General features: G+C 63.4%; 22 protein-coding genes. 15 read left to right on the top strand and 7 right to left on the bottom strand.

The window, feature by feature from the left end:
- Positions 1-61 precede the first annotated feature (61 nt).
- The 5 genes from OOZ51_RS05255 to OOZ51_RS05235 all read left to right on the top strand — a co-directional run bounded on the left by OOZ51_RS05255 (position 62) and on the right by OOZ51_RS05235 (position 5,467).
- On the top strand, positions 62-1,060 hold the full coding sequence (locus OOZ51_RS05255; RefSeq protein ID WP_265978109.1) for an ABC transporter ATP-binding protein: 999 nt from the start codon (positions 62-64) through the stop codon (positions 1,058-1,060).
- Positions 1,057-1,947 carry an ABC transporter permease gene (locus tag OOZ51_RS05250; RefSeq protein ID WP_265978108.1) on the top strand — a complete coding sequence of 297 codons (891 nt, stop codon included), beginning with the start codon at positions 1,057-1,059 and terminating at the stop codon, positions 1,945-1,947. Before OOZ51_RS05255 ends, OOZ51_RS05250 begins: the two co-directional genes overlap by 4 nt.
- A 66-nt stretch (positions 1,948-2,013) precedes the next feature.
- Positions 2,014-3,300 carry a sensor histidine kinase gene (locus OOZ51_RS05245; RefSeq protein ID WP_265978107.1) on the top strand — a complete coding sequence of 429 codons (1,287 nt, stop codon included), beginning with the start codon at positions 2,014-2,016 and terminating at the stop codon, positions 3,298-3,300.
- Positions 3,297-3,992: a response regulator gene (locus tag OOZ51_RS05240; RefSeq protein WP_265978106.1), complete on the top strand. Its 696-nt coding sequence runs from the start codon at positions 3,297-3,299 to the stop codon at positions 3,990-3,992. The genes OOZ51_RS05245 and OOZ51_RS05240 overlap by 4 nt, the downstream gene beginning before the upstream one ends.
- Positions 3,993-4,165: 173 nt before the next feature.
- A complete protein-coding gene (locus OOZ51_RS05235) occupies positions 4,166-5,467 on the top strand; it encodes a M18 family aminopeptidase (RefSeq protein ID WP_265978105.1) in 1,302 nt (433 codons plus the stop codon).
- 17 nt (positions 5,468-5,484) lie between these two features.
- Here OOZ51_RS05235 and OOZ51_RS05230 read toward each other — a convergent pair whose 3' ends face one another.
- Together OOZ51_RS05230 and OOZ51_RS05225 are read right to left on the bottom strand one after the other, a co-directional pair.
- On the bottom strand, positions 5,485-6,159 hold the full coding sequence (locus OOZ51_RS05230; RefSeq protein ID WP_265978104.1) for a DUF1345 domain-containing protein: 675 nt from the start codon (positions 6,157-6,159) through the stop codon (positions 5,485-5,487).
- 36 nt (positions 6,160-6,195) lie between these two features.
- The gene (locus OOZ51_RS05225) at positions 6,196-6,534 is read right to left on the bottom strand and encodes a YnfA family protein (RefSeq protein WP_265978103.1); all 339 of its coding nucleotides are present in this window, start codon (positions 6,532-6,534) and stop codon (positions 6,196-6,198) included.
- Positions 6,535-6,794: 260 nt separating this feature from the next.
- Between OOZ51_RS05225 and rpsF the strand changes: the two genes are divergently transcribed.
- The 5 genes from rpsF to OOZ51_RS05195 all read left to right on the top strand — a co-directional run bounded on the left by rpsF (position 6,795) and on the right by OOZ51_RS05195 (position 9,741).
- On the top strand, positions 6,795-7,100 hold the full coding sequence (rpsF, locus tag OOZ51_RS05220; protein WP_265978101.1) for a 30S ribosomal protein S6: 306 nt from the start codon (positions 6,795-6,797) through the stop codon (positions 7,098-7,100).
- A gap of 55 nt (positions 7,101-7,155) precedes the next feature.
- Entirely contained in the window at positions 7,156-7,731 is a 576-nt protein-coding gene (locus OOZ51_RS05215; RefSeq protein WP_265978099.1) for a single-stranded DNA-binding protein, read from the top strand.
- 123 nt (positions 7,732-7,854) lie between these two features.
- Complete coding sequence (gene rpsR, locus OOZ51_RS05210) at positions 7,855-8,094, top strand: 30S ribosomal protein S18 (RefSeq protein WP_003800144.1); 240 nt, start codon at positions 7,855-7,857, stop codon at positions 8,092-8,094.
- Positions 8,095-8,111: 17 nt separating this feature from the next.
- Positions 8,112-8,564, top strand: coding sequence for a 50S ribosomal protein L9 (rplI, locus tag OOZ51_RS05205; protein WP_265978085.1), 453 nt, complete (start codon positions 8,112-8,114; stop codon positions 8,562-8,564).
- Positions 8,565-9,114: 550 nt separating this feature from the next.
- On the top strand, positions 9,115-9,741 hold the full coding sequence (locus OOZ51_RS05195; RefSeq protein WP_265978084.1) for an FMN reductase: 627 nt from the start codon (positions 9,115-9,117) through the stop codon (positions 9,739-9,741).
- 27 nt (positions 9,742-9,768) lie between these two features.
- Here the strand turns inward: OOZ51_RS05195 and OOZ51_RS05190 are convergent, their stop codons facing one another.
- Both OOZ51_RS05190 and OOZ51_RS05185 read right to left on the bottom strand, forming a co-directional pair.
- Entirely contained in the window at positions 9,769-10,344 is a 576-nt protein-coding gene (locus OOZ51_RS05190) for a hypothetical protein (protein WP_265978083.1), read from the bottom strand.
- 3 nt (positions 10,345-10,347) lie between these two features.
- The gene (locus OOZ51_RS05185) at positions 10,348-10,827 is read right to left on the bottom strand and encodes a hypothetical protein (RefSeq protein ID WP_265978082.1); all 480 of its coding nucleotides are present in this window, start codon (positions 10,825-10,827) and stop codon (positions 10,348-10,350) included.
- Between the two features lie 625 nt (positions 10,828-11,452).
- On the opposite strand from OOZ51_RS05185, the gene dnaB reads away from it, so the two are divergent.
- Positions 11,453-12,832 carry a replicative DNA helicase gene (dnaB, locus tag OOZ51_RS05180; protein ID WP_265978081.1) on the top strand — a complete coding sequence of 460 codons (1,380 nt, stop codon included), beginning with the start codon at positions 11,453-11,455 and terminating at the stop codon, positions 12,830-12,832.
- 48 nt (positions 12,833-12,880) lie between these two features.
- Here dnaB and OOZ51_RS05175 read toward each other — a convergent pair whose 3' ends face one another.
- Together OOZ51_RS05175 and OOZ51_RS05170 are read right to left on the bottom strand one after the other, a co-directional pair.
- On the bottom strand, positions 12,881-13,849 hold the full coding sequence (locus OOZ51_RS05175) for an acyl-CoA thioesterase (RefSeq protein ID WP_265978080.1): 969 nt from the start codon (positions 13,847-13,849) through the stop codon (positions 12,881-12,883).
- Positions 13,850-14,013: 164 nt separating this feature from the next.
- Positions 14,014-14,448 carry a DoxX family protein gene (locus OOZ51_RS05170; RefSeq protein WP_265978079.1) on the bottom strand — a complete coding sequence of 145 codons (435 nt, stop codon included), beginning with the start codon at positions 14,446-14,448 and terminating at the stop codon, positions 14,014-14,016.
- 236 nt (positions 14,449-14,684) lie between these two features.
- Between OOZ51_RS05170 and OOZ51_RS05165 the strand changes: the two genes are divergently transcribed.
- From OOZ51_RS05165 to OOZ51_RS05155, 3 genes are all read left to right on the top strand, one after another.
- The gene (locus OOZ51_RS05165; RefSeq protein ID WP_265978078.1) at positions 14,685-16,028 is read left to right on the top strand and encodes an MATE family efflux transporter; all 1,344 of its coding nucleotides are present in this window, start codon (positions 14,685-14,687) and stop codon (positions 16,026-16,028) included.
- A gap of 9 nt (positions 16,029-16,037) precedes the next feature.
- Positions 16,038-16,592, top strand: coding sequence for a DUF308 domain-containing protein (locus tag OOZ51_RS05160; RefSeq protein WP_265978077.1), 555 nt, complete (start codon positions 16,038-16,040; stop codon positions 16,590-16,592).
- Between the two features lie 72 nt (positions 16,593-16,664).
- Positions 16,665-17,021 (top strand): hypothetical protein, encoded by a 357-nt coding sequence (locus tag OOZ51_RS05155; protein ID WP_265978076.1) that lies wholly within the window; start codon positions 16,665-16,667, stop codon positions 17,019-17,021.
- Between the two features lie 124 nt (positions 17,022-17,145).
- Here the strand turns inward: OOZ51_RS05155 and OOZ51_RS05150 are convergent, their stop codons facing one another.
- Entirely contained in the window at positions 17,146-17,694 is a 549-nt protein-coding gene (locus OOZ51_RS05150) for a CGNR zinc finger domain-containing protein (RefSeq protein ID WP_265978074.1), read from the bottom strand.
- A 70-nt stretch (positions 17,695-17,764) separates the two neighbouring features.
- On the opposite strand from OOZ51_RS05150, the gene OOZ51_RS05145 reads away from it, so the two are divergent.
- Complete coding sequence (locus OOZ51_RS05145) at positions 17,765-18,796, top strand: EamA family transporter (protein ID WP_265978073.1); 1,032 nt, start codon at positions 17,765-17,767, stop codon at positions 18,794-18,796.
- The last annotated feature ends 20 nt before the right edge of the window (positions 18,797-18,816 follow it).

Below are 18,816 nucleotides of genomic sequence, written 5' to 3'. Positions count from 1 at the left end.
AGGTGGCTAGCGTTGTACTTACAGTCAACACATAGCTGCAGCAAGCGGAGGGAACGCTTCCATGATTGAGGCAACAGGCTTGAGGAAGGTCTACGGCGCAAAGACAGCCGTCGACGGAATCAGCTTTACCGTACAACCCGGGAAAGTCACGGGCTTCCTTGGCCCGAACGGCGCCGGCAAGTCCACCACCATGCGCATGATCATGGGTCTCGACCGTCCGACGTCGGGCGACGTCACCGTCAACGGTCGGCACTACTCCCAGCACAAAGCGCCATTGCACCAAGTGGGGGCCTTGCTTGATGCCAAGGCGGTGCACACGAGCCGCAGCGCCTACAACCACTTGCGGGCCATGGCTGCGACGCACGGGATTCCGAACTCCCGCGTTGAGGAAGTCATCGAAATGACGGGCCTCACCGCAGTCGCCAAGAAGAAAGCCGGCGGATTCTCCCTCGGCATGGGCCAACGGCTCGGCATCGCGAACGCGCTCCTGGGTGATCCCCAGACGCTCATCCTCGACGAACCGGTCAACGGACTGGACCCCGAGGGCGTCCAGTGGGTCAGGAACCTTGCACGCTACCTGGCAAGCCAAGGCAAAACGATCTTCATTTCCAGCCACCTCATGTCCGAGATGGCCCAGACCGCTGATCACCTGATCGTGATTGGCCGCGGCAAGATCATCGCCGACACCTCGGTGGATGCGCTGATCGAGAGCCAGTCCCGCAAGCGCACCTTGGTACGTACCTCGGAGACCACGCGCTTGTCCGAGTTGCTGGCCCGCGACGGCGTCCGGGTTGAGCAGAACGAGCGCGAGACCTTGGAAGTGTACGGTGTGGAGCCGCTCCGCATCGGACAGCTCGCTTTGGACAATCGGGTCCTGGTTTACGAGCTCACACCGCTCACCTCCTCCTTGGAAGAGGCCTACTTCCAGCTCACCAAGGACGAGGTGGAGTACCACTCGCACATTACCGGCGGGCCGGGAGCCCCAGGCGGGCCGCTGGACGCCAGTCCCGCCGGCGTCGGAGCCACTTCCGCTGCCACCATGGAAGGGATCCAGTCATGAGCACCACGACCATCAGCAAGAAGCATGCGATCCCGTCAGCCGGGACCGGCGGCGTCAATTTCCTCCGGGTGCTTAACTCAGAATCCATCAAGTTCCGGACCCTCATGAGCACCAAGCTTTTGTTGGTCTTGACCTTCGTGGCGATTGTCGGCATCGGCCTCCTGTCCGCCCTGGTCCGCTGGAACGTCGTCAACCAGTTGGTCACGGTTGGCCGCCAGGGCCACACGATGACGGCGAAGCAGGCCATTCAGTCATTCCCTCCGGGGCAGGGTTTCGATCTCTACAACCTTCCGAACGCAGGCCTGAATATCGGCATCCTGATCATGGGATCCCTGGCCGTACTTTTCATTGCTTCCGAGTACGCCACGGGCATGATCCGCTCAACAATGAACGCGGCCCCGGGCCGGCTCTCCACTTTCGGTGCCAAGGCCGTCGTCTTGATTGTTGTTTCCTATGTCCTGTCGATCGTGGCCGGCGTCGTGACTTTCCTGTTGGCGTCTCCCATGTTCGCCAACTTCGGGGTTGACCTTGGCTGGAGCACGGATGGAGTCCTGTACAGCGTCCTCACCGGAGGGCTGTACGTCTCCGGAGTTGCCCTGATCGGGCTCTCGCTCGGAACTCTGCTCAAGAACCCGGCCGGTGGCATTACCGTCCTGGTGGCCATCATGTTCGTGCTTCCGTTCGCCGGCCAGTTCCTCACGTTCGCGCCGGGCGATTTTTGGAAGTACGTTCCCCAGTACCTGCCGAGTGAAGCAGGTGGCCGGTTCTTGTCGATCGGCCACGCGGACGGCATCCTGGACCCGTGGGCGGGCGGACTCGTGTTCCTCGGCTACGTCATCCTGTTCATGGTTCCGGCCCTCATAGCGCTCAAGAGGCGCGACGTCTGATCTGGAACCGCTTGAACCGAAATCCAGGAACAGTCACTCCAGGCAATGCCACACTAGGCTCAAGCCATGAGTGAACAGTTGCCAGCACAGGACGCGTCGGCCCACGTGGCCGATGCGTCCTTTGCTGAAATCACCCTGCGCCGCCGCGGCAGGATCCGCCGCTACCTTTTCGAACACCCACGTGTCATGGACGCGGTGGTGGTGCTTTGCTATTCGCTCTTGGCACTGCCCACCTTCATTGGTTCCATCGTGGACGGCAAGTGGTTGGCCGCCGCGCTGCTCATTGCCATTGCGGCCATCTTGTTCCTGCGGCGCCGCTACCCCCTCAGTGTCACCGCGGCCGTGGCGGTCCTCGAAGTGGCCGTGACGCTACTGAACCCTTGGGGATCCAACGTCTCCGCAGGGCTGTGGTTTGCGCTCTACGCGGTGGCAGTGGCGCGGACCCGGACCTTCACGTTGGCGGTGTTTGGCGCGGCGAGCCTGCCGCTGACCTTGGTGTACCTGTTTATGTGGATCAGCCCGGCTACGCCGTCCAACGCCGAGGCCCTTCCGGAGAACTTCCACCTCATCAGCAACATCACCGCCGCGGTCAGCATTGTGTTGTCGAATTTGATCGCCACCGGCATCGGTATTTCGGTGCGGCAGCGGCGTGAGCACGAGAACGAAATCAGGGCCTGGGCGGCGCGCACGGCCCGCTTGGGTTCGGTCACCGAACGCAACCGGATCGCCCGCGAGATGCACGACGTCGTGGCCCACTCCCTGACGGTCATGATCAGTCTCTCGGACGGTGCCGCCGTCGTGGTCAAGAAGGATCCGGAGCGCGCAGGTGAGGTGCTCGGTGAGCTCTCGCGCACCGGCAGGACGGCGTTGGCCGACATGCGCCGAGTCCTTGGCGTGCTACGGGACGACTCCGGCGGCCCGGCGCCTTTGGCGCCCCTGGTCAGTGGCCACAACCTGAGCAAGCTGCTCGATGGATTCCGGACAGCAGGGCTGCCGTTGCACTATTCGCATACGGGCCCTGCCCTTCCCGAAGACCCGGCCTTCCAGCTCACCGTCTACCGGATCGTGCAGGAATCCCTCACTAACGTGCTCCGGTATGGCCGCTCGTTGAGCCAGGTGGATGTGCAGATCGTGCGGGACGGTGACTCGGTCACCATTGAAGTGCGCGACGACGGCCGGGGCGCCCGGGACCCGGGGACCGAAGAGGTTGCCTTGGGAACAGGCCAGGGCATCGCGGGGATGCGTGAACGTGCGGGAATTTATGCTGGCACCGTAGATGCCGGTCCTGGCATGAACGGCGGGTGGAGGGTCCATGCGGAGCTGAATTGGAATGGAGACAAGGGGAAATCATGACTGACAACGCTCCCATCAAGGTTCTGCTGGTGGACGACCAGCCCCTGCTGCGCATGGGATTTCGGCTCATCCTGGAAGGCGAAGAGGACCTCGAGGTGGTCGGCGAAGCCTCCGACGGCGCCGAAGCGGTGAGAAAAGTGGAGGAACTGGAGCCGGACGTGGTCCTCATGGACGTCCGGATGCCTGCCATGGATGGAATCGAAGCCACACGGCGGATCACGGCCTCGGCGTCCAACGCGAGGATTATCATCCTGACTACCTTCGACCTCGATGAATATGCCTTCTCCGGGCTGCAGGCCGGAGCATCCGCTTTCCTGCTCAAAGATGTTGCGCCCGCCGAGTTGGTCCAGGGCGTCCGGCTCGTAGCCAGCGGCGACGCCGTAGTGGCTCCGAGGGTCACCCAGCGGCTGCTGGAGACCTACGTCCGCGGGGGCCGGGTGCCCGGGCAGGCGCCGGCCCAGCCCCGCGATCCCCTGCTCGAAGAACTCACGCCACGCGAAACTGAAATGCTGGAGGCCATCGCGGGAGGGCTATCCAACGCGGAAATCGCCCACAAGTTCTTCCTGTCCGAGGCCACGGTCAAGACCCACGTTCGCCGGATCCTCACCAAGCTGCACCTGCGGGACCGGGTCCAAGTGGTGGTCTACGCGTACGAAACAGGACTCGTGATCCCGAGTAACCCGGACTACTAGGACTGTTTGGACTGTCGGCGCCGCCTCGCGACGCGGGGATACCCTGACGACCCGGAGATACCCTGAGGACGCGGTGATTCCCTGACGACGCGGAGGGGATACCGCATCGTCAGGGAAATACCGCATCGCTGATCCGGGACGGCGTCGCCGGGGACACAGCTAGACTCGGAGCCATGCCTTCGAACTCCGCTGCTGACCACATCCAGGACCTTGGCGCGTATGTGAGCGCATCGCCGTCGAGCTTCCATGCTGTCTACGAGGCCGCGCGCCGGCTCGACGACGCCGGTTTCACGGCCCTCGATGAACTTCAGCGATGGGAAGGCGGCGCTGGCCGTTTCTACGTCATCCGGGATGGGGCCCTCATCGCCTGGGTGACACTGGAAGGCGCGGCTCCCACCACGGCATTCAACATCCTCGGGGCCCACACGGATTCTCCCTCCTTCAAGCTCAAGCCCAAGCCAACAACAGGCAAGTTCGGCTGGCTCCAGGCTGGCGTTGAGGTCTACGGCGGCCCTCTGTTGAACTCTTGGCTGGACCGTGAACTCCGGCTGGCCGGGAGGCTCGTCATGCTGGACGGTACCCAGCACCTCACGGCAACTGGACCGCTCCTGCGCTTTCCGCAGTTGGCCATCCACCTGGACCGGACCGTCAATGACGGCCTCACGCTGGATAAGCAGCAGCACATGAATCCGGTGTTCGGGCTCGGCGATCCCAACTCCGCGGACGTCTTGGCAATCCTGGCTGATTCCGTGGCCGGGGCTTCGGTGGATCCCGCCCAGATCGGCGGCTACGACATCGTCGTCGCGGACACGCAGGCGCCGGAGGTGTTTGGAGCCCAGGGTGAATTCTTCGCTTCGGGACGGCTCGACAATCTGTCTTCGACCCATGCCGGACTTGCAGCACTCATCGCGCACGCAGCCGCGGGTGCGCCCGCCGGCGGCCCCATCGCCGTCCTGGCGGCCTTCGACCACGAAGAAATCGGCTCCGCCTCGCGCTCCGGTGCCTGCGGACCGATCCTCGAAGACATCCTCACCCGGATCTCCGACGGCCTCGGCGCCACGGTGAGCGAACAGCGCCAGGCGTTGTCGGCGTCGTTCTGTGTTTCCGCGGACGCTGGCCACGCCGTCCACCCCAACTACTCCGAGCGGCACGATCCCGCCAACCGGCCCATCCTCAACGGCGGACCGCTCCTCAAGATCAACGCCAACCAGCGCTACGCGACGGACGCCGCCGGCGCGGCCTTCTGGGCCCGGCTCTGCGGCGAGGCGGGCGTCCCGTACCAGGAGTTCGTCTCCAACAACGACGTCCCGTGTGGCTCTACTATCGGCCCGCTGACGGCTACCCGCCTGGGGATCCGGACGGTCGACGTCGGCGTGCCCCTTTTGTCGATGCACTCGGCACGCGAACTGTGCGGTGTTGAGGACCCGCGTCATCTGGCCGCAGTGGCGGAGTTGTTCTTCCGCACCGCGATCTAGCATTCAGGCGGCGAGGCTCAGGATGCGAGGCTCACCACGAGGTTGATGGTGGTGGCCAGGATCCCGACGCCGAAAACATAGGCGAGCAAGCTGTGCCGTAAGGCGGCGGATCGCATCTGCCTGGTGGTGATCGATGTGTCCGAGACCTGGTAGGTCATCCCGAGGCTGAACGCCATGTAGGCGAAATCCGTGTATTGCGGCGGTTCCTTTTGGTTGAATTCGATGCCGCGGGGCGGATCGGACGTGTAGTACACCTCCGCGTAGCGCAAGGTGAAGAGGGTGTGCACCAGGAGCCACGACGCTACTGCGCCGCCGAGGGCAAGCAGGGCGAGCATGAATTTGTCGAATCCATGCGCGTCCTTGGCGCCGATCATCACCAGCACGACGGCGGCGAGCGAACCGATGGCTGCACACAGGATGAGGAGGTCGGAAGTGGTCCGCCGGGGGTCTTCTTCAGTGGCGTGGCTTGCGGTTTGATCGGCTTTCATCGGGGTGATGACTGTCCACACGAAAACGTTGTAGACCGCCGCGGCCACTGCCCAGCCAGCGGCGGGCGCGTAGATCCATTGACCCCATATTCCCGTCGCAACCGCGCCAGCGATGCCAGTGACGATCATCAGCAGAAATCGCAATTGGGACCGCTTCGCCCGGGTGGACTTTGGCCCTTGGTTCTTTGCTGCGGCAGCATTCATAGTCAGATCATGTCACGGGTGCTAGCGGGCGTGCTGTCAATTTCCCGGACGCGGCGCGAACATAATAATTGCGACGCCCATGAGGCAAATCACGGCTCCGATAATGTCCCAGCGGTCCGGCCGGAAGCCGTCCAGGAGCATTCCCCAGGCCAAGGATCCGGCGATGAACACGCCGCCGTAAGCGGCAAGGACTCTCCCGAAGTGCGCGTCCGGTTGGAACGCCGCGACGAAACCGTAGATGCCCAAGGCCACGATCCCAAGGCCTGCCCACCACCAGGGCTTGGCCTCCCTGACCGATTGCCACACGAGCCAAGCCCCGCCGATCTCGGCCAAGGCCGCGAGGACAAAGAGGGCGGTGGATTTGAGGATCGTCATGGATTCAGTCTGCCCGAGCCTTGCCGCCCCTGGCCGGCGGCTGATCCGCGCTTCTTGAGTTATCCACATACGCGAAGCCGTCCGTTCCACTCCGCCGACACGCCGAATAGGCTTAGACACGGGAAATGGACTAAGATATTGAAGTCTGTGCTGCGCCCTGCTTCCGCTTCTGGAACGGGTCGTGCGCACGGTTCATCGCAAATGAACCTCCTGTTACGGAAATGCCGTAACCGCTTAGCCCAAAGGAGGTGGGTTCACATATGCGTCCTTACGAATTGATGGTAATCATCGACCCCGAGGTCGAAGAGCGTACGGTAGAGCCGACGCTTCAGAAGTTCCTCAGTGTCATCACCACCGATGGTGGAACCATCGAAAAGGTTGACATCTGGGGCCGTCGTCGCCTCGCTTACGACATCAAGAAGAAGTCCGAAGGTATCTACGCCGTGGTGAACTTCACCGCCAAGCCGGAAACCGCCAAGGAACTTGACCGCCAGCTGAGTCTCAACGAGACCATCATGCGCACCAAGATCACCCGCCCCGAAGAGCAGAAGGTCGTTGCTGAGTAATTTCAGCTCCCGGCTTTCATTCTTTACCCCGCAGGAACGAACAAGGAGGCAGTAGATGGCAGGCGAAACCACTATTACGGTCATCGGTAATCTCACCAATGACCCCGAACTGCGGTTCACACCGTCAGGCTCGGCGGTAGCGAACTTCACCATCGCTTCTACTCCCCGGACCTTCGATCGCCAGTCCAATGAGTGGAAGGACGGGGAAACCCTGTTCCTCCGCGCATCGGTATGGCGTGAAGCAGCTGAAAACGTCGCCGAATCCCTGACCAAGGGCATGCGCGTGATCGTTTCCGGCCGCCTGAAGAGCCGTTCCTACGAAACCAAGGAAGGCGAGAAGCGCACCGTTATCGAGCTCGAAGTCGATGAAATCGGCCCGAGCCTGCGTTACGCCAACGCCAAGGTCAACCGCACCCAGCGCTCCGGCGGTCAGGGTGGCCAGGGCGGCTTTGGTGGCGGCAACAACAGCGGCGGCTTCGGGGGTGGCGGCGCTGGTGCAAGCCAGGGCGGCAACTCCGGCGGAACATGGGGCGGCGGCCAATCCGCACCGCAGGAAGACCCCTGGGCTACCCCGGGTGTCAGCAACGCGGGTGGATGGGGCAACGGCCCGGATTCCGAACCTCCCTTCTAAACATTCAAAAGTTCGACGCCGGAACCTGCCGGAAGTGCCGCGAGGCACCCGGGTGGCAACGGCCGTCGAGCACCACCATCCCGTGGATCCATTCCACGGGCTCCATAGAAAAGGAGCTCCACGATGGCTAAGGCTGAACTCCGTAAGCCCAAACCAAAGTCCAACCCCTTGAAGGCCGCTGACATCACTGTCATCGACTACAAGGACGTAGCATTGCTGCGCAAGTTCATCTCCGACCGCGGAAAGATCCGCGCCCGTCGCGTCACTGGCGTCACGGTGCAGGAACAGCGCAAAATCGCCCAGGCAATCAAGAACGCCCGCGAAGTTGCTCTGCTGCCTTACTCCGGCGCTGGCCGCGGCTAAGGAAGGGATTAACTAACATGGCAAAGCTCATTCTGACCCACGAAGTAACCGGTGTCGGTGCTGCTGGCGATGTTGTCGAGGTCAAGGATGGTTACGCACGTAACTACCTGCTGCCCCGCGGCTTCGCTCTGACCTGGACCAAGGGTGGCGAGAAGCAGGTTGAGTCCATCAAGGCTGCCCGCGCTGCTCGTGCCCATGCTTCGGTTGAAGCTGCACAGGCCCAGGCTTCTGCGCTTTCTTCCAAGAAGGTCAAGCTCGTAGTGAAGGCCGGCGAGACCGGTCGTCTCTTCGGCACCGTCAAGCCGGCAGATGTCGCTGCTGCAGTTGAGGCCGCTGGCCTCGGCTCCATCGACAAGCGCAACGTTGAACTGCCGAACCACATCAAGTCTGTTGGTTCGTACCAGGCCAACGTCCGCCTGCACGAGGACGTTTCCGCTGTGATCGACCTTGAGGTCGTTGCAAGCAAGTAATGCAGGGTTCACTGGAAGCTGTGGGGCCACACCGACGAGGGTCCCGGCCTGAGCTTGCGAAGGCTGGGAGTCGGTGGGGACTTGCGAAGCTTCGAGCGGGCATCACGCAGCGGTAATTCCTGACGTAGCTCGAAGGACCCCCGTTTCCGGTTTCCGGAGGCGGGGGTCTTTTGCGTTGCGCGCGCACCGCCGGTGGTAGCTCGCAGTCGTCGTCGCCGCCGATAACCGCGCTCCTGGATGCCTCATGGCTGGTCAACGGCCCGCAGTGGATCGGTGTGCTGCTCGAATCTGCCGAGCAAGTCCTGGGGAGCGGCCGGGCGCCAGAAGAGTACGTCGCCCCGCAGGGCACTGTGTGGGCCGGGCGGGCCGCATCCACGTCAAGGAGGCGGATGGCGACGTCTGGGTAGGCGGCAGTGTCGTTACCTGCATCCAGGGAACCGTGGGGGTGTAGCGAGGGAATAAAAGGGGTAGGGGCACAGTTTGGGAGTATAGATGCAAACGCATGTACTCTGGTTTGAGCCATCGAACCGCCGAGCAACAGGAGATCGCCATGGAAACCCGCCGCATAACCGTCCTTTCCGCCGGACTTGGTGTCCCGTCGTCGAGCCGGCTCCTTGCAGACCAGCTCGCCGCGTCCGCCAAGCGCCAGTTGGGCGACGCCGGGTACGAGGTGCGGGTGGATGTCATTGAACTCCGGGACCTGGCCGTGGATATCGCCAACAACTTCGTGACGGGCTATGCCGCGCCGCGCCTGGCAGAGGTGATCGCCGGCGTCGAGGACTCCGATGGCATCATCGCAGTGACGCCCATCTTCAGCGCCTCCTACAGTGGGCTGTTCAAGTCCTTCATTGACGTCCTGGACCCGAAATCCCTCGACGGCAAGGCAGTCCTTCTCGGCGCCACGGGCGGCACCGACCGGCACCAAATGGTCCTCGATTACGCCATGCGTCCGCTCTTCACCTACCTTCGCACCAGGATGACCCAGACATCCGTTTTCGCCGGCCCCCAGGATTGGGGAAACAGCGACGACGGCGCGTCCCCGCTATCAGTCCGCGTGGACCGGGCGGCGGGCGAGCTTACCCAGCTCCTGAATGGGGAACAGCCGCACCGCAAGGCGGAGGCGATGGAATCCTTGCCTTTCGAACAGCTCCTCGCGGGGATCACGGCCGGACGCTAGGCGCGGCTGGGCTACCCGCAACAGGAATCAGTCGTCCAGCAGCTCGATGAACTCGCGGGCCTGCTTCATGCTGATGTCGGAATGCTTGGTCAGGGCCAACGCTGCGGCTTCGACGTCGCCGCTCCGGGCCAGGGTGCGGATCCGTCCGTAGATCTCATCATTGAGCATGTTGCTGCTCACCTCACGCGTGACGTCCCCCTTGCTGGCGATCGCCCGGTAGCGGTACGGGAAGCGCTCCGGCTCGTCGTCGTCGGGCATGAGGTCCTGCGGAGCGGGTTCGGGCTTGCGGAAGGGCTGCGGGTGCGCTGCAAGGGCGCCGACGGCGTCCCGTGAGGCGCGCAGGCCTTCTCCAGTGGCGCTGAGGTACAGCTTGATGGCCGCCATGGCCTGGCCTTGGGCGATCAGGGAATATAGCTGCCGGTGTTGATCCTCGCTGAGCTTTGCGGCGGCCTCGCGGGCCAGCTCCACAGGGTCCTCGGCCGTCTTGCCTGCGGCCGCATTGCCGCGACGTTCTGCTGCGCTGCGGGAGAGCGCGCGGCTGATCAGGAGCACGCCGACTGCGACGGCCACTAGGATCACGACCGGAACGAGTAGGGATTCCATGCGCTAAAGCCGATCTATGTAGTTCTTGGCGGTCAACAAGTCCGAGTGCGTTTCGTGGCGGAGAAGCTTGATGGCCTGGATCTTCTGTCCACTGCGGACCATGCCCTGCAACTGCAGCGCAAACTGTGGATTCAACTGCCCGTTGGGCAGGATGGGGCCGTTGTAGCCCGCCTGGCCGACCCCAGGGCTGGCCCCGACTTGCGCCTTCAGCGCCGCGCGCGACTGGCTGTCCTGCTGGGACTGTTGCTGTGCGTTCTGGCTTGGCCTTGTGGACGCATCGATGCGTGCCCTCGCCGCCGTTGCCGCTTGCACCTGGGCGGCCTGGTGGGCTGCCGAACGGGCAGCCAACTCCCGCTGATAGCGTTCGGCGTCGGACAACCCAGTGTCGCGGGGCTTGAATGCCGCCGTCAGGGCCCAGATCACCGCCACAAGGATGACAACGGGCATTGCGACCAGCAGTACATCCCCAACGGTGAAACCCATACTTAGAGCTTATGTCAGAACGCAGTTATCCACAGCACATTCCTGTTTCGGCATAGCTTCTGAGAGCCTGCTGTCAAATTCGGAAGGTGATTGTGGGGAGCATCACATTTTTGGCATATTTATCCCTCTTGGGGCCGTTGAGTGGGCTCGGGAGTGTGGATTGGGCGAATTGGCCTGTGGATGAGCGGTGGACCAAAATACTTTTGATCCACATGGCATGGAGAACGTTTCCCCAGTTCAAGGGCCATTTTCCGGAAAAAGAATTTCTCTTTCCACAGGGTACTGCACAGACTGTGCACAAGTAGGGGCATGTTTTCAACACTTTATCCACAAGCCCGGCTTGGTGCCTCGGAAAAGCAGGGCTAACGTGGCTGAGTACCTGCTTTAGGTACTTGGAAAACCCCTATTTCTCGTGTGCGGCGCCATGGCGCCGTCGGTAACCAGCGTGCCCGCGGCCGGTCTGTGGAAAAGCTGTGGAAATCGGGGAATCCAAAATTGTCAGTGCCCTACGGAACAGTTTGGACCAGCCGGCAGAAATCGGGCGGTCGGAACAACCCACACCGGGGCATTGGCCTACCGCACCGCCGGGAACAGTTATCTGCCGCGGTACACAATGGAGGACGGCTTGTCAGTTACGCACTTGGATTCGATCGAGGGCGGCCGGACATCGGACGCCAGCCGCAAACCTCCCCAGGACATCCCCGCTGAGCAGTCAGTTCTTGGCGGCATGATGCTCTCCAAAGACGCTATCGCCGACGTCGTGGAACTTGTCCGCGGCCATGACTTCTACCGCCCGGCCCACGAGACCATCTATGAGTCCATCATCGACCTCTACGGCCGCGGCGAACCCGCAGACGCTGTCACGGTGTCGGATGAGCTGACCAAGCGCGGTGAGATCAACCGGATCGGTGGCCCCGCCTACCTGCACGAGCTCATCCAGACCGTGCCCACGGCGGCAAACGCCGGTTACTACGCCGAAATCGTGGCTGAACGGGCCGTCTTGCGCCGCCTCGTCAACGCCGGCACCAAGATCGTCCAGATGGGCTACGGCCAGGACGGCGAGGTGGAAGACCTCGTCAACCAGGCCCAGGCCGAGATCTATGCCGTGGCCGAACGCCGCACCGCGGAAGACTACGTGGCGCTCAAGGACGTCATGGAATCCACCGTTGACGAGATCGAGGCATCCGGCCACCGCGGGGAAGGCATGACGGGCGTCCCCACCGGGTTCTACGAACTTGATGAGCTCACCCATGGTCTGCACCCGGGCCAGATGATCGTCATCGCCGCGCGCCCGGCCGTCGGTAAGTCAACGTTCGCGCTGGACTTCGCCCGTTCCGCTGCCATCAAGCACAACCTCGCCACCGTCATGTTCTCCCTGGAAATGGGACGGAATGAAATCGCCATGCGACTGCTGTCCGCGGAGGCCACCATTGGCCTTCAGGACCTCCGCAAGGGCACCATCAAGGACGAACAGTGGTCCAAGATCGCCACCACCATGGGCCGCATGAACGACGCACCCCTTTTCATTGACGACAGCCCCAATATGTCCCTCATGGAAATCAGGGCGAAGTGCCGCCGCCTGAAGCAGCAGCATGACCTCAAACTGGTGATCCTCGACTACCTCCAGCTCATGAGCTCCGGCAAGAAGGTGGAGTCACGCCAGCAGGAAGTCTCAGAATTCTCGCGAGCCCTCAAGCTGCTGGCCAAGGAGCTCCAGGTTCCGGTCATTGCGCTCTCCCAGTTGAACCGTGGGTCTGAACAGCGCCAGGACAAACGGCCCATGGTCTCGGACCTTCGTGAATCAGGCTCCATTGAGCAGGACGCCGACATGGTCATCCTGCTTCACCGCGAAGACGTCTACGACAAAGAATCCCCCCGCGCCGGAGAGGCCGACATCCTCATCGCCAAGCACCGTAACGGCCCCACCAAGGACATTGTGGTTGCCTTCCAGGGCCATTACTCGCGCTTCGCGAACATGGCGGGCGAGACCGGCGGCGGGTTCTAATTCCGGCCGACGTCGCGAGCTCCGACCGGCAGTCCGGTCCTGCGGGACCTACCCGCCATTCAGCAGGTGGTCCGGCATCCGGTTTCCCGGCGCCCCTCCGCGGATCTCCAGCAGCTCGCGGGCGTGGGCATGAAGTCGCCGGTCCTCGTCCGTCTCCGGTACCCACTGTGGGATCGGAACGGACGTGCCGGTCTCATCCCGGGCAACCATGACTGTGAGGCAGTACGTGGTCAGATTCATCTCGCGGCTCTTCGGGTTCCCTGAACGCACGTGCACCGCAATGTGCATGCCTTTGCGGCCTGTGTAGACGAGACGGGCTTCGACCTCCACCACGTCGCCGATCATGAGCGGGCGGTAGAAGCGCACGCCGCCGGAGAACACGGCTACCGTGTCCTTGCCGCAATAGCGGGAAGCGCAGACGTACGCGGCCTCGTCGATCCACTTCATGACGATGCCGCCGTGGACCTTCCCTCCCCAGTTCACATCGGTGGGGGCCGCCATGAAACGCAGAACAACCCGCTCGGACGTACCGGCGTCGGTATATTCCTGTGCGTTCATGGCTTCGACAATCTGTTCCCGCACGGCGATCCTGGCGAGGGCGCTGTTTCGCTGCTCAATCTCCCCCGGCGTCGACGGCTCGAACTGGGGGACCGGGACCGGCCTGCCGTCGGGGCCGACGGCGACGAAGATCACCAAGCACTGGCTGCGCATCGTTGCAGGACCGCCCTTGGGATCGCCGGAGGAAACGATGGTCCGGATGTGCATTGAAGAGCGTCCCGTGTAGACGATGGTGGCTTCCACCTCCACCATGTCTCCGCTGTTCACGGGATCGGCGAAATGGATGTTTCCCACGTACGCCGTGACGCAGTAGGACTTCGCCCAACCAACGGCGGCCGCGTAGGCGGCTTTGTCCACCCACTCAAGAACCGTTCCGGCGTCGACGGACCCGCTGTGTCCGACGTCGGTGGGGGAAGCAAGGAATCGCAGCGTGACGGAGTGGGAGGGGAGCTCGCTCATGACGTGAGTGTATCGACGGCGCGGATGCCGATGCGCAGTATGACGGACTGGCGGCGCCCAAACGGACTGGCGACGCGCAATCTGGCTGGCGACGCCCGAATTCCGGTGTCGCCAGCCCGTTAAAGTGTCGCCAGCGCGGAAGCGCTTGGTGCCGAATTCAGCCCTTAGGCGAGGATCCCCAGCTTGGAACCCTTCCTGCCGAACGCTGCGGCGTCGACGGAGATCCGCCCGGCGCCGGTCAGGGCCACGGCCGCCGCTCCGGCGGCGAGTGCCAGCACCAATTCGTAGCCGCCCTTGTCCGCAAACAGGCCGGCCGGGGCGTGGACCAGGAACAAGGCGCCGAGCATGTCCAGCGCAAGGAGGGCGGCGAAGACGCGGGTCAGCACGCCCGCGATAAGAGCGATGCCGCCGACCAGCTCGATGGTTGCAACGATCGGGGCCACAACGTCGGCGGCCGGAACGCCCATCTTGCCGAAAGCGGCTTGGGTCCCGGCGATGGTGAACTCATTGAATTTCTGCCAGCCATGCGCGGCGAAGATGAAGCCGACGATGACGCGCAGGACGGTAAGGGCTGTGTTGGTCAGGGTGGACTGGTTCATGTGATTGCACCGGTTTCGGGTAGCGGTTGACTGTCGCGAAGCTCCCATGGCCGGAGTCGGTTTGTTGAAGCTTCAACTCAAGCCTTTCGAACTTTGCTTGAGGTGTCAACAAATGTGACGCGGCCGAACCGCCTCCGGAACTATGAGGTTCACTTCGCCAGCCACGGGAAAACCATCCCTCGACCCCGGACGACGCTCCACCCTTGTGACCTCCGAGGCCCCGCTAGGCTGGGAAAGTGCCCCGAACAGTGACCCGTCCCACCGCGCCCTCCAACGCCCGCGAGATCCTGCGCCTGGCCGTCCCCGCCCTTGGTGCGCTCATTGCCGAACCCCTCTTCCTGCTGGCCGACTCTGCAATTGTCGGGCACCTCGGCGTCCCGCAACTCGCCGGCGTAGGCCTGGCTTCCGCGCTGCTGCACACCGCCGTCGGACTTATGGTCTTTTTGGCATATTCGACAACTCCGGCCGTGGCGCGGGCCATCGGGGACGGAAAGCTCACCAAAGCCCTCGCCGCAGGGCGCGACGGCGTCTGGCTGGCCCTGCTGCTGGGCACGGTCCTGGCGGTGGCGGGCTTCCTCGCGGCTGAACCGCTGGTCGGGCTACTCGGGGCCAACGGCGAGGTCCGGGCATACGCCGTGGACTATTTGCGCTGGTCCATGCCGGGACTCGTGGCCATGCTCCTGATCTTCGCCGGCACTGGTGTTTTGCGCGGACTGCAGGACACCCGCACCCCCTTGGTGGTCGCGACGGCGGGCTTCGCCCTTAACATCGCCCTCAACGTGGTCCTGGTCTACGGGTTACATTGGTCCGTCGCGGGGTCCGCCATCGGCACCAGCATCGCACAGTGGGCCATGGCTGCCGTCTATCTGGTGATGGTGGGCCGAAATGCCCGTCGCCATGGCGTTTCGCTCCGTCCCGACTGGCAGGGCATCCGCACGATGACCACCGTCGGTTCTTGGCTTATGCTCCGCACCCTCAGCCTGCGCTTAGCAATCCTGGCCACGATCCTGGTGGTCACTTCCCAGGGGTCGGTGAACCTCGCCGCGCACCAACTCGCGATGACCATCTTTTCCTTTCTTGCCTTCGCCCTGGACGCCTTGGCGATTGCCGCGCAGGCCCTCATCGGGAAGGAACTCGGAGCTTCCCATCCGGCTCGGGCTCGCGAACTCACGCGCACCATGATCCGCTGGGGCGTGGGCTTCGGTGTGGTGACCGGCGCGCTCCTCGCGGTGGCGGCTCCCTGGGCGGGTTTCCTCTTCACTCCCGACGCCGGCGTTCAGTCCGCGCTCACCGCGGCACTGTGGGTGCTCGCCGTCGGGCAGCCTCTCGCCGGGTACGTCTTCGTCCTGGACGGCGTCCTGATCGGCGCAGGCGACGCCCGCTACCTGGCGATTGCCGGCGTCGTGAACCTTGCGGTTTATCTGCCCCTTCTGGCCGCAGTCCACCTGACAAGGCCCGACGGCGCGGCGGGGCTCGTGTGGCTGTGGGCAGCGTTTGCGCTGGGCTACATGCTGGCCCGCGGAGTCACGTTGGGGCTGCGGGCCCGCACGGACAAGTGGATGGTCCTCGGTTCGCACTAAACTGGACGGGTGACTCTCCCCGCCTCTTCAGCGACTTCATCCACGCCCACAGCAGCCGGGCTCTGGAAGCCCGTCCTTCTCCGTGCCGGTGTTGCGCTGGTGTTCGGAGCCGTGACCGTCTTCTGGGGCTCGCCGTCCGTGCAAGTTCTGGCCTGGGCTGCCGGACTCTATCTCCTGGCAACGGCGGGCGCCGGGTTCCTTGCCGCCAGCCTTCCTGCTGCCGTAGCGGTCGTTGTTGCACTGGGCGGGGTTGGCGCCCTGATCACGCAATCCGATACCGGGGCGGCGGTTTCCGCGCTCGTGGGACTGCTGGTGCTTGGGTTGTCTGAACTGGTCCAAGGATTCCGTCAGCGCGGACGGCACGTACTCGCCCGCGACTGGATGATTTCCGGGGTGGTAGGAATCGGGACCGCCGTGGCGTTGCCGTTCTTCATCAGCCTTGGCGCACACGCACTGCTCGGGGTTGCCGGTGGTGGCGCCATCATCTCGGGTGTCTTGTGGGTGCTTTCCGGTCTGAGCCTGCGGCACGATGGGCGAACCCCCTCCGCCGAGGCCGTAAACTAGTAATCGTACGTTCTACTCTGCGTAGAACTCTCACGGCGCGCACGGCGCCGGCACCCACGCCACATTGGAGGAATGACCTTGGCTGACCAGAAACCAGGAGAGCCGCGCAAGGCGCGGACCTCGGTTAAGGGACCGCTGATGTTCTCCGCGTTCTGGGGCGTCGTGATCTTCTTCGCCGTGCTGATTTTCGCCTCCGGTGGCAGTGCCCGCACTCCGCGCTTTGACCTCGCCTTTACCGGCGCCGGCATCGCATTCATCGTGAGCCTCGTTATCGCAGCCATGCTTTCCATGAGCCACAAGGAAAACGCCGAGCATCTCGGCAAAGGCTCGGGCGTTAATCTGAGTTCCAGGAAGCCGGGCCACGGCCACGCTTCTGCGCCCTCCAAGTCGGGCAGCGAGACGGAAAACCCCGACGCCGACCAGCGCTAGGTTACTGTCAGGTTCGCGTCACGCCACGCAACTTTTAGCCGCCCGGCCACCATGGCAACCCCGGAAACACGCGGCAGACCGCCGTCGTCCGCTCCGAAAAGTTGCCCGACGTGACGCCGTTGGCTCACTCTGTACCTGACGCTTTTCGGGCTCGATAGGCAGCCACGTGCGTGCGGTTGGCGCAATTTCCGGTGTCGCAATAGAGCTTGGAGCGGTTGCGGCTCAAATCCAACACGACCGCGTCGCAATCGTCCGCGCCGCACACCCGTAAGCGGTCCATTTCCTTGCTGCGGATTACGTCCACGAGTGCCATGGCAGCCTCCGTCCCCATGCGTTCAGCGAGGGGCGCTTCTGGAGTGGTGGCGTGTAGGTGCCAATCCCAATGGTCGTGTTTGACCAGCTGGGGGAGCGCGCGTGCGTCGGTAAGGAGCCGGTTGACGGTCTTTGCGGCCGCATCCTCATCGGAGGTCCACAGGGAAGCGAGCTGGCTCCGCAGGCGCTTCACGCTGAGTAGCTCGGCCTCGGTCCCGGCTCTTGTCCCGGTGAATTCTTCCGCGTCCAGGAAGGCGTTAAGCTCGGCGACGCTCGTGAGGGATTCGGTGCCGTTGGCGGACGTATTGATCAAATTGACCACGCTGCGCAGCGCCACTTCAGTGTCAGGTGCAAAAAGCACTTTGACTCCTTACATCTCTCGGGAGTATTGTCAGCAGCGTAACCCATTTTACTCCTGACAGGAGGCTGCCGTGTCAGCTGCAACAACCCGGGCTGCTGCTGGAGGTTTCATGGCATCGGGCCTGGGACTCGCGCTCTTCTCCTCAGCGGTCTTCGGCCTGTCCGGCTCATTTGCCAAGTCCCTGCTGGAAACCGGGTGGACCCCCGGTGCTGCTGTTGCCATCCGGCTGAGCGGTGCCGCGCTCATCTTGGTGATCCCCGCCGTCGTCGCCCTCCGGGGCCGTTGGCACCAACTCAAGGACAACTGGCTCACCATTCTCTTGTTCGGTGTGATTGGCGTTGCGGGATGCCAGCTTTTCTATTTCAATGCAGTGTCCAGGCTGTCCGTCGGGGTCGCGCTGCTGCTCGAGTACCTCGCCCCCACCATGATCGTGCTGTGGCTGTGGGCAGCGAGCCGACGTCGTCCCCGCGCGCTCACCGCTGCCGGAACGCTGCTTTCCCTTGGTGGACTCGTCCTGGTGCTTGACCTGACCGGCTCCGTGAAGGTGGACTTCGCCGGCGTCCTGTGGGGCATGGCCGCGGCCGTCTGCCTGGTCATTTACTTTTTCATCACAGCCAAGCAGAACGACACGCTTCCGCCGATCGTCCTGGCCTCCGGCGGTCTCATGGCAGGCTCCATCCTGATTTGGATTGCCGGTGGGACCGGAATGCTATCCATGACTTTCGCCACCGCGGACACCCAACTCGGGCCGTGGACCACGCCGTGGTGGGTTTCCGTGGCCGGCCTGATCATCCTGTCCACCGTGCTGTCCTACGTCACCGGTATCATGGCGGCCCGCAGTCTCGGATCCAAGGTGGCGTCCTTTGTCTCGCTCACTGAAGTTCTGTTCGCCGTGGTGTGGGCGTGGCTGCTGCTTTCCGAACTGCCCGGAACCATCCAGCTCTTGGGTGGTGCGCTCATCGTCTGCGGAGTGGTCCTGGTACGTGTTGACGAGCTGCGGGCTGACCAACGTGATGCCGCGGAGCCCGGCAAGCATGAGGTGGCCCGGGAGCTTGACCACGCCAACGACGTCGAGCCGGTTCCTTCCGAGAGGGTCTTCTAGACCGATCCCCGCGCGGGCTC

The sequence above is a fragment of the Arthrobacter rhizophilus genome, from assembly GCF_026241105.1.
Classification (GTDB): Bacteria; Actinomycetota; Actinomycetes; order Actinomycetales; family Micrococcaceae; genus Arthrobacter.
The sequence above is the reverse complement of the archived record's forward strand: the minus strand, read 5'-3'. Positions and strand labels throughout refer to the sequence as shown.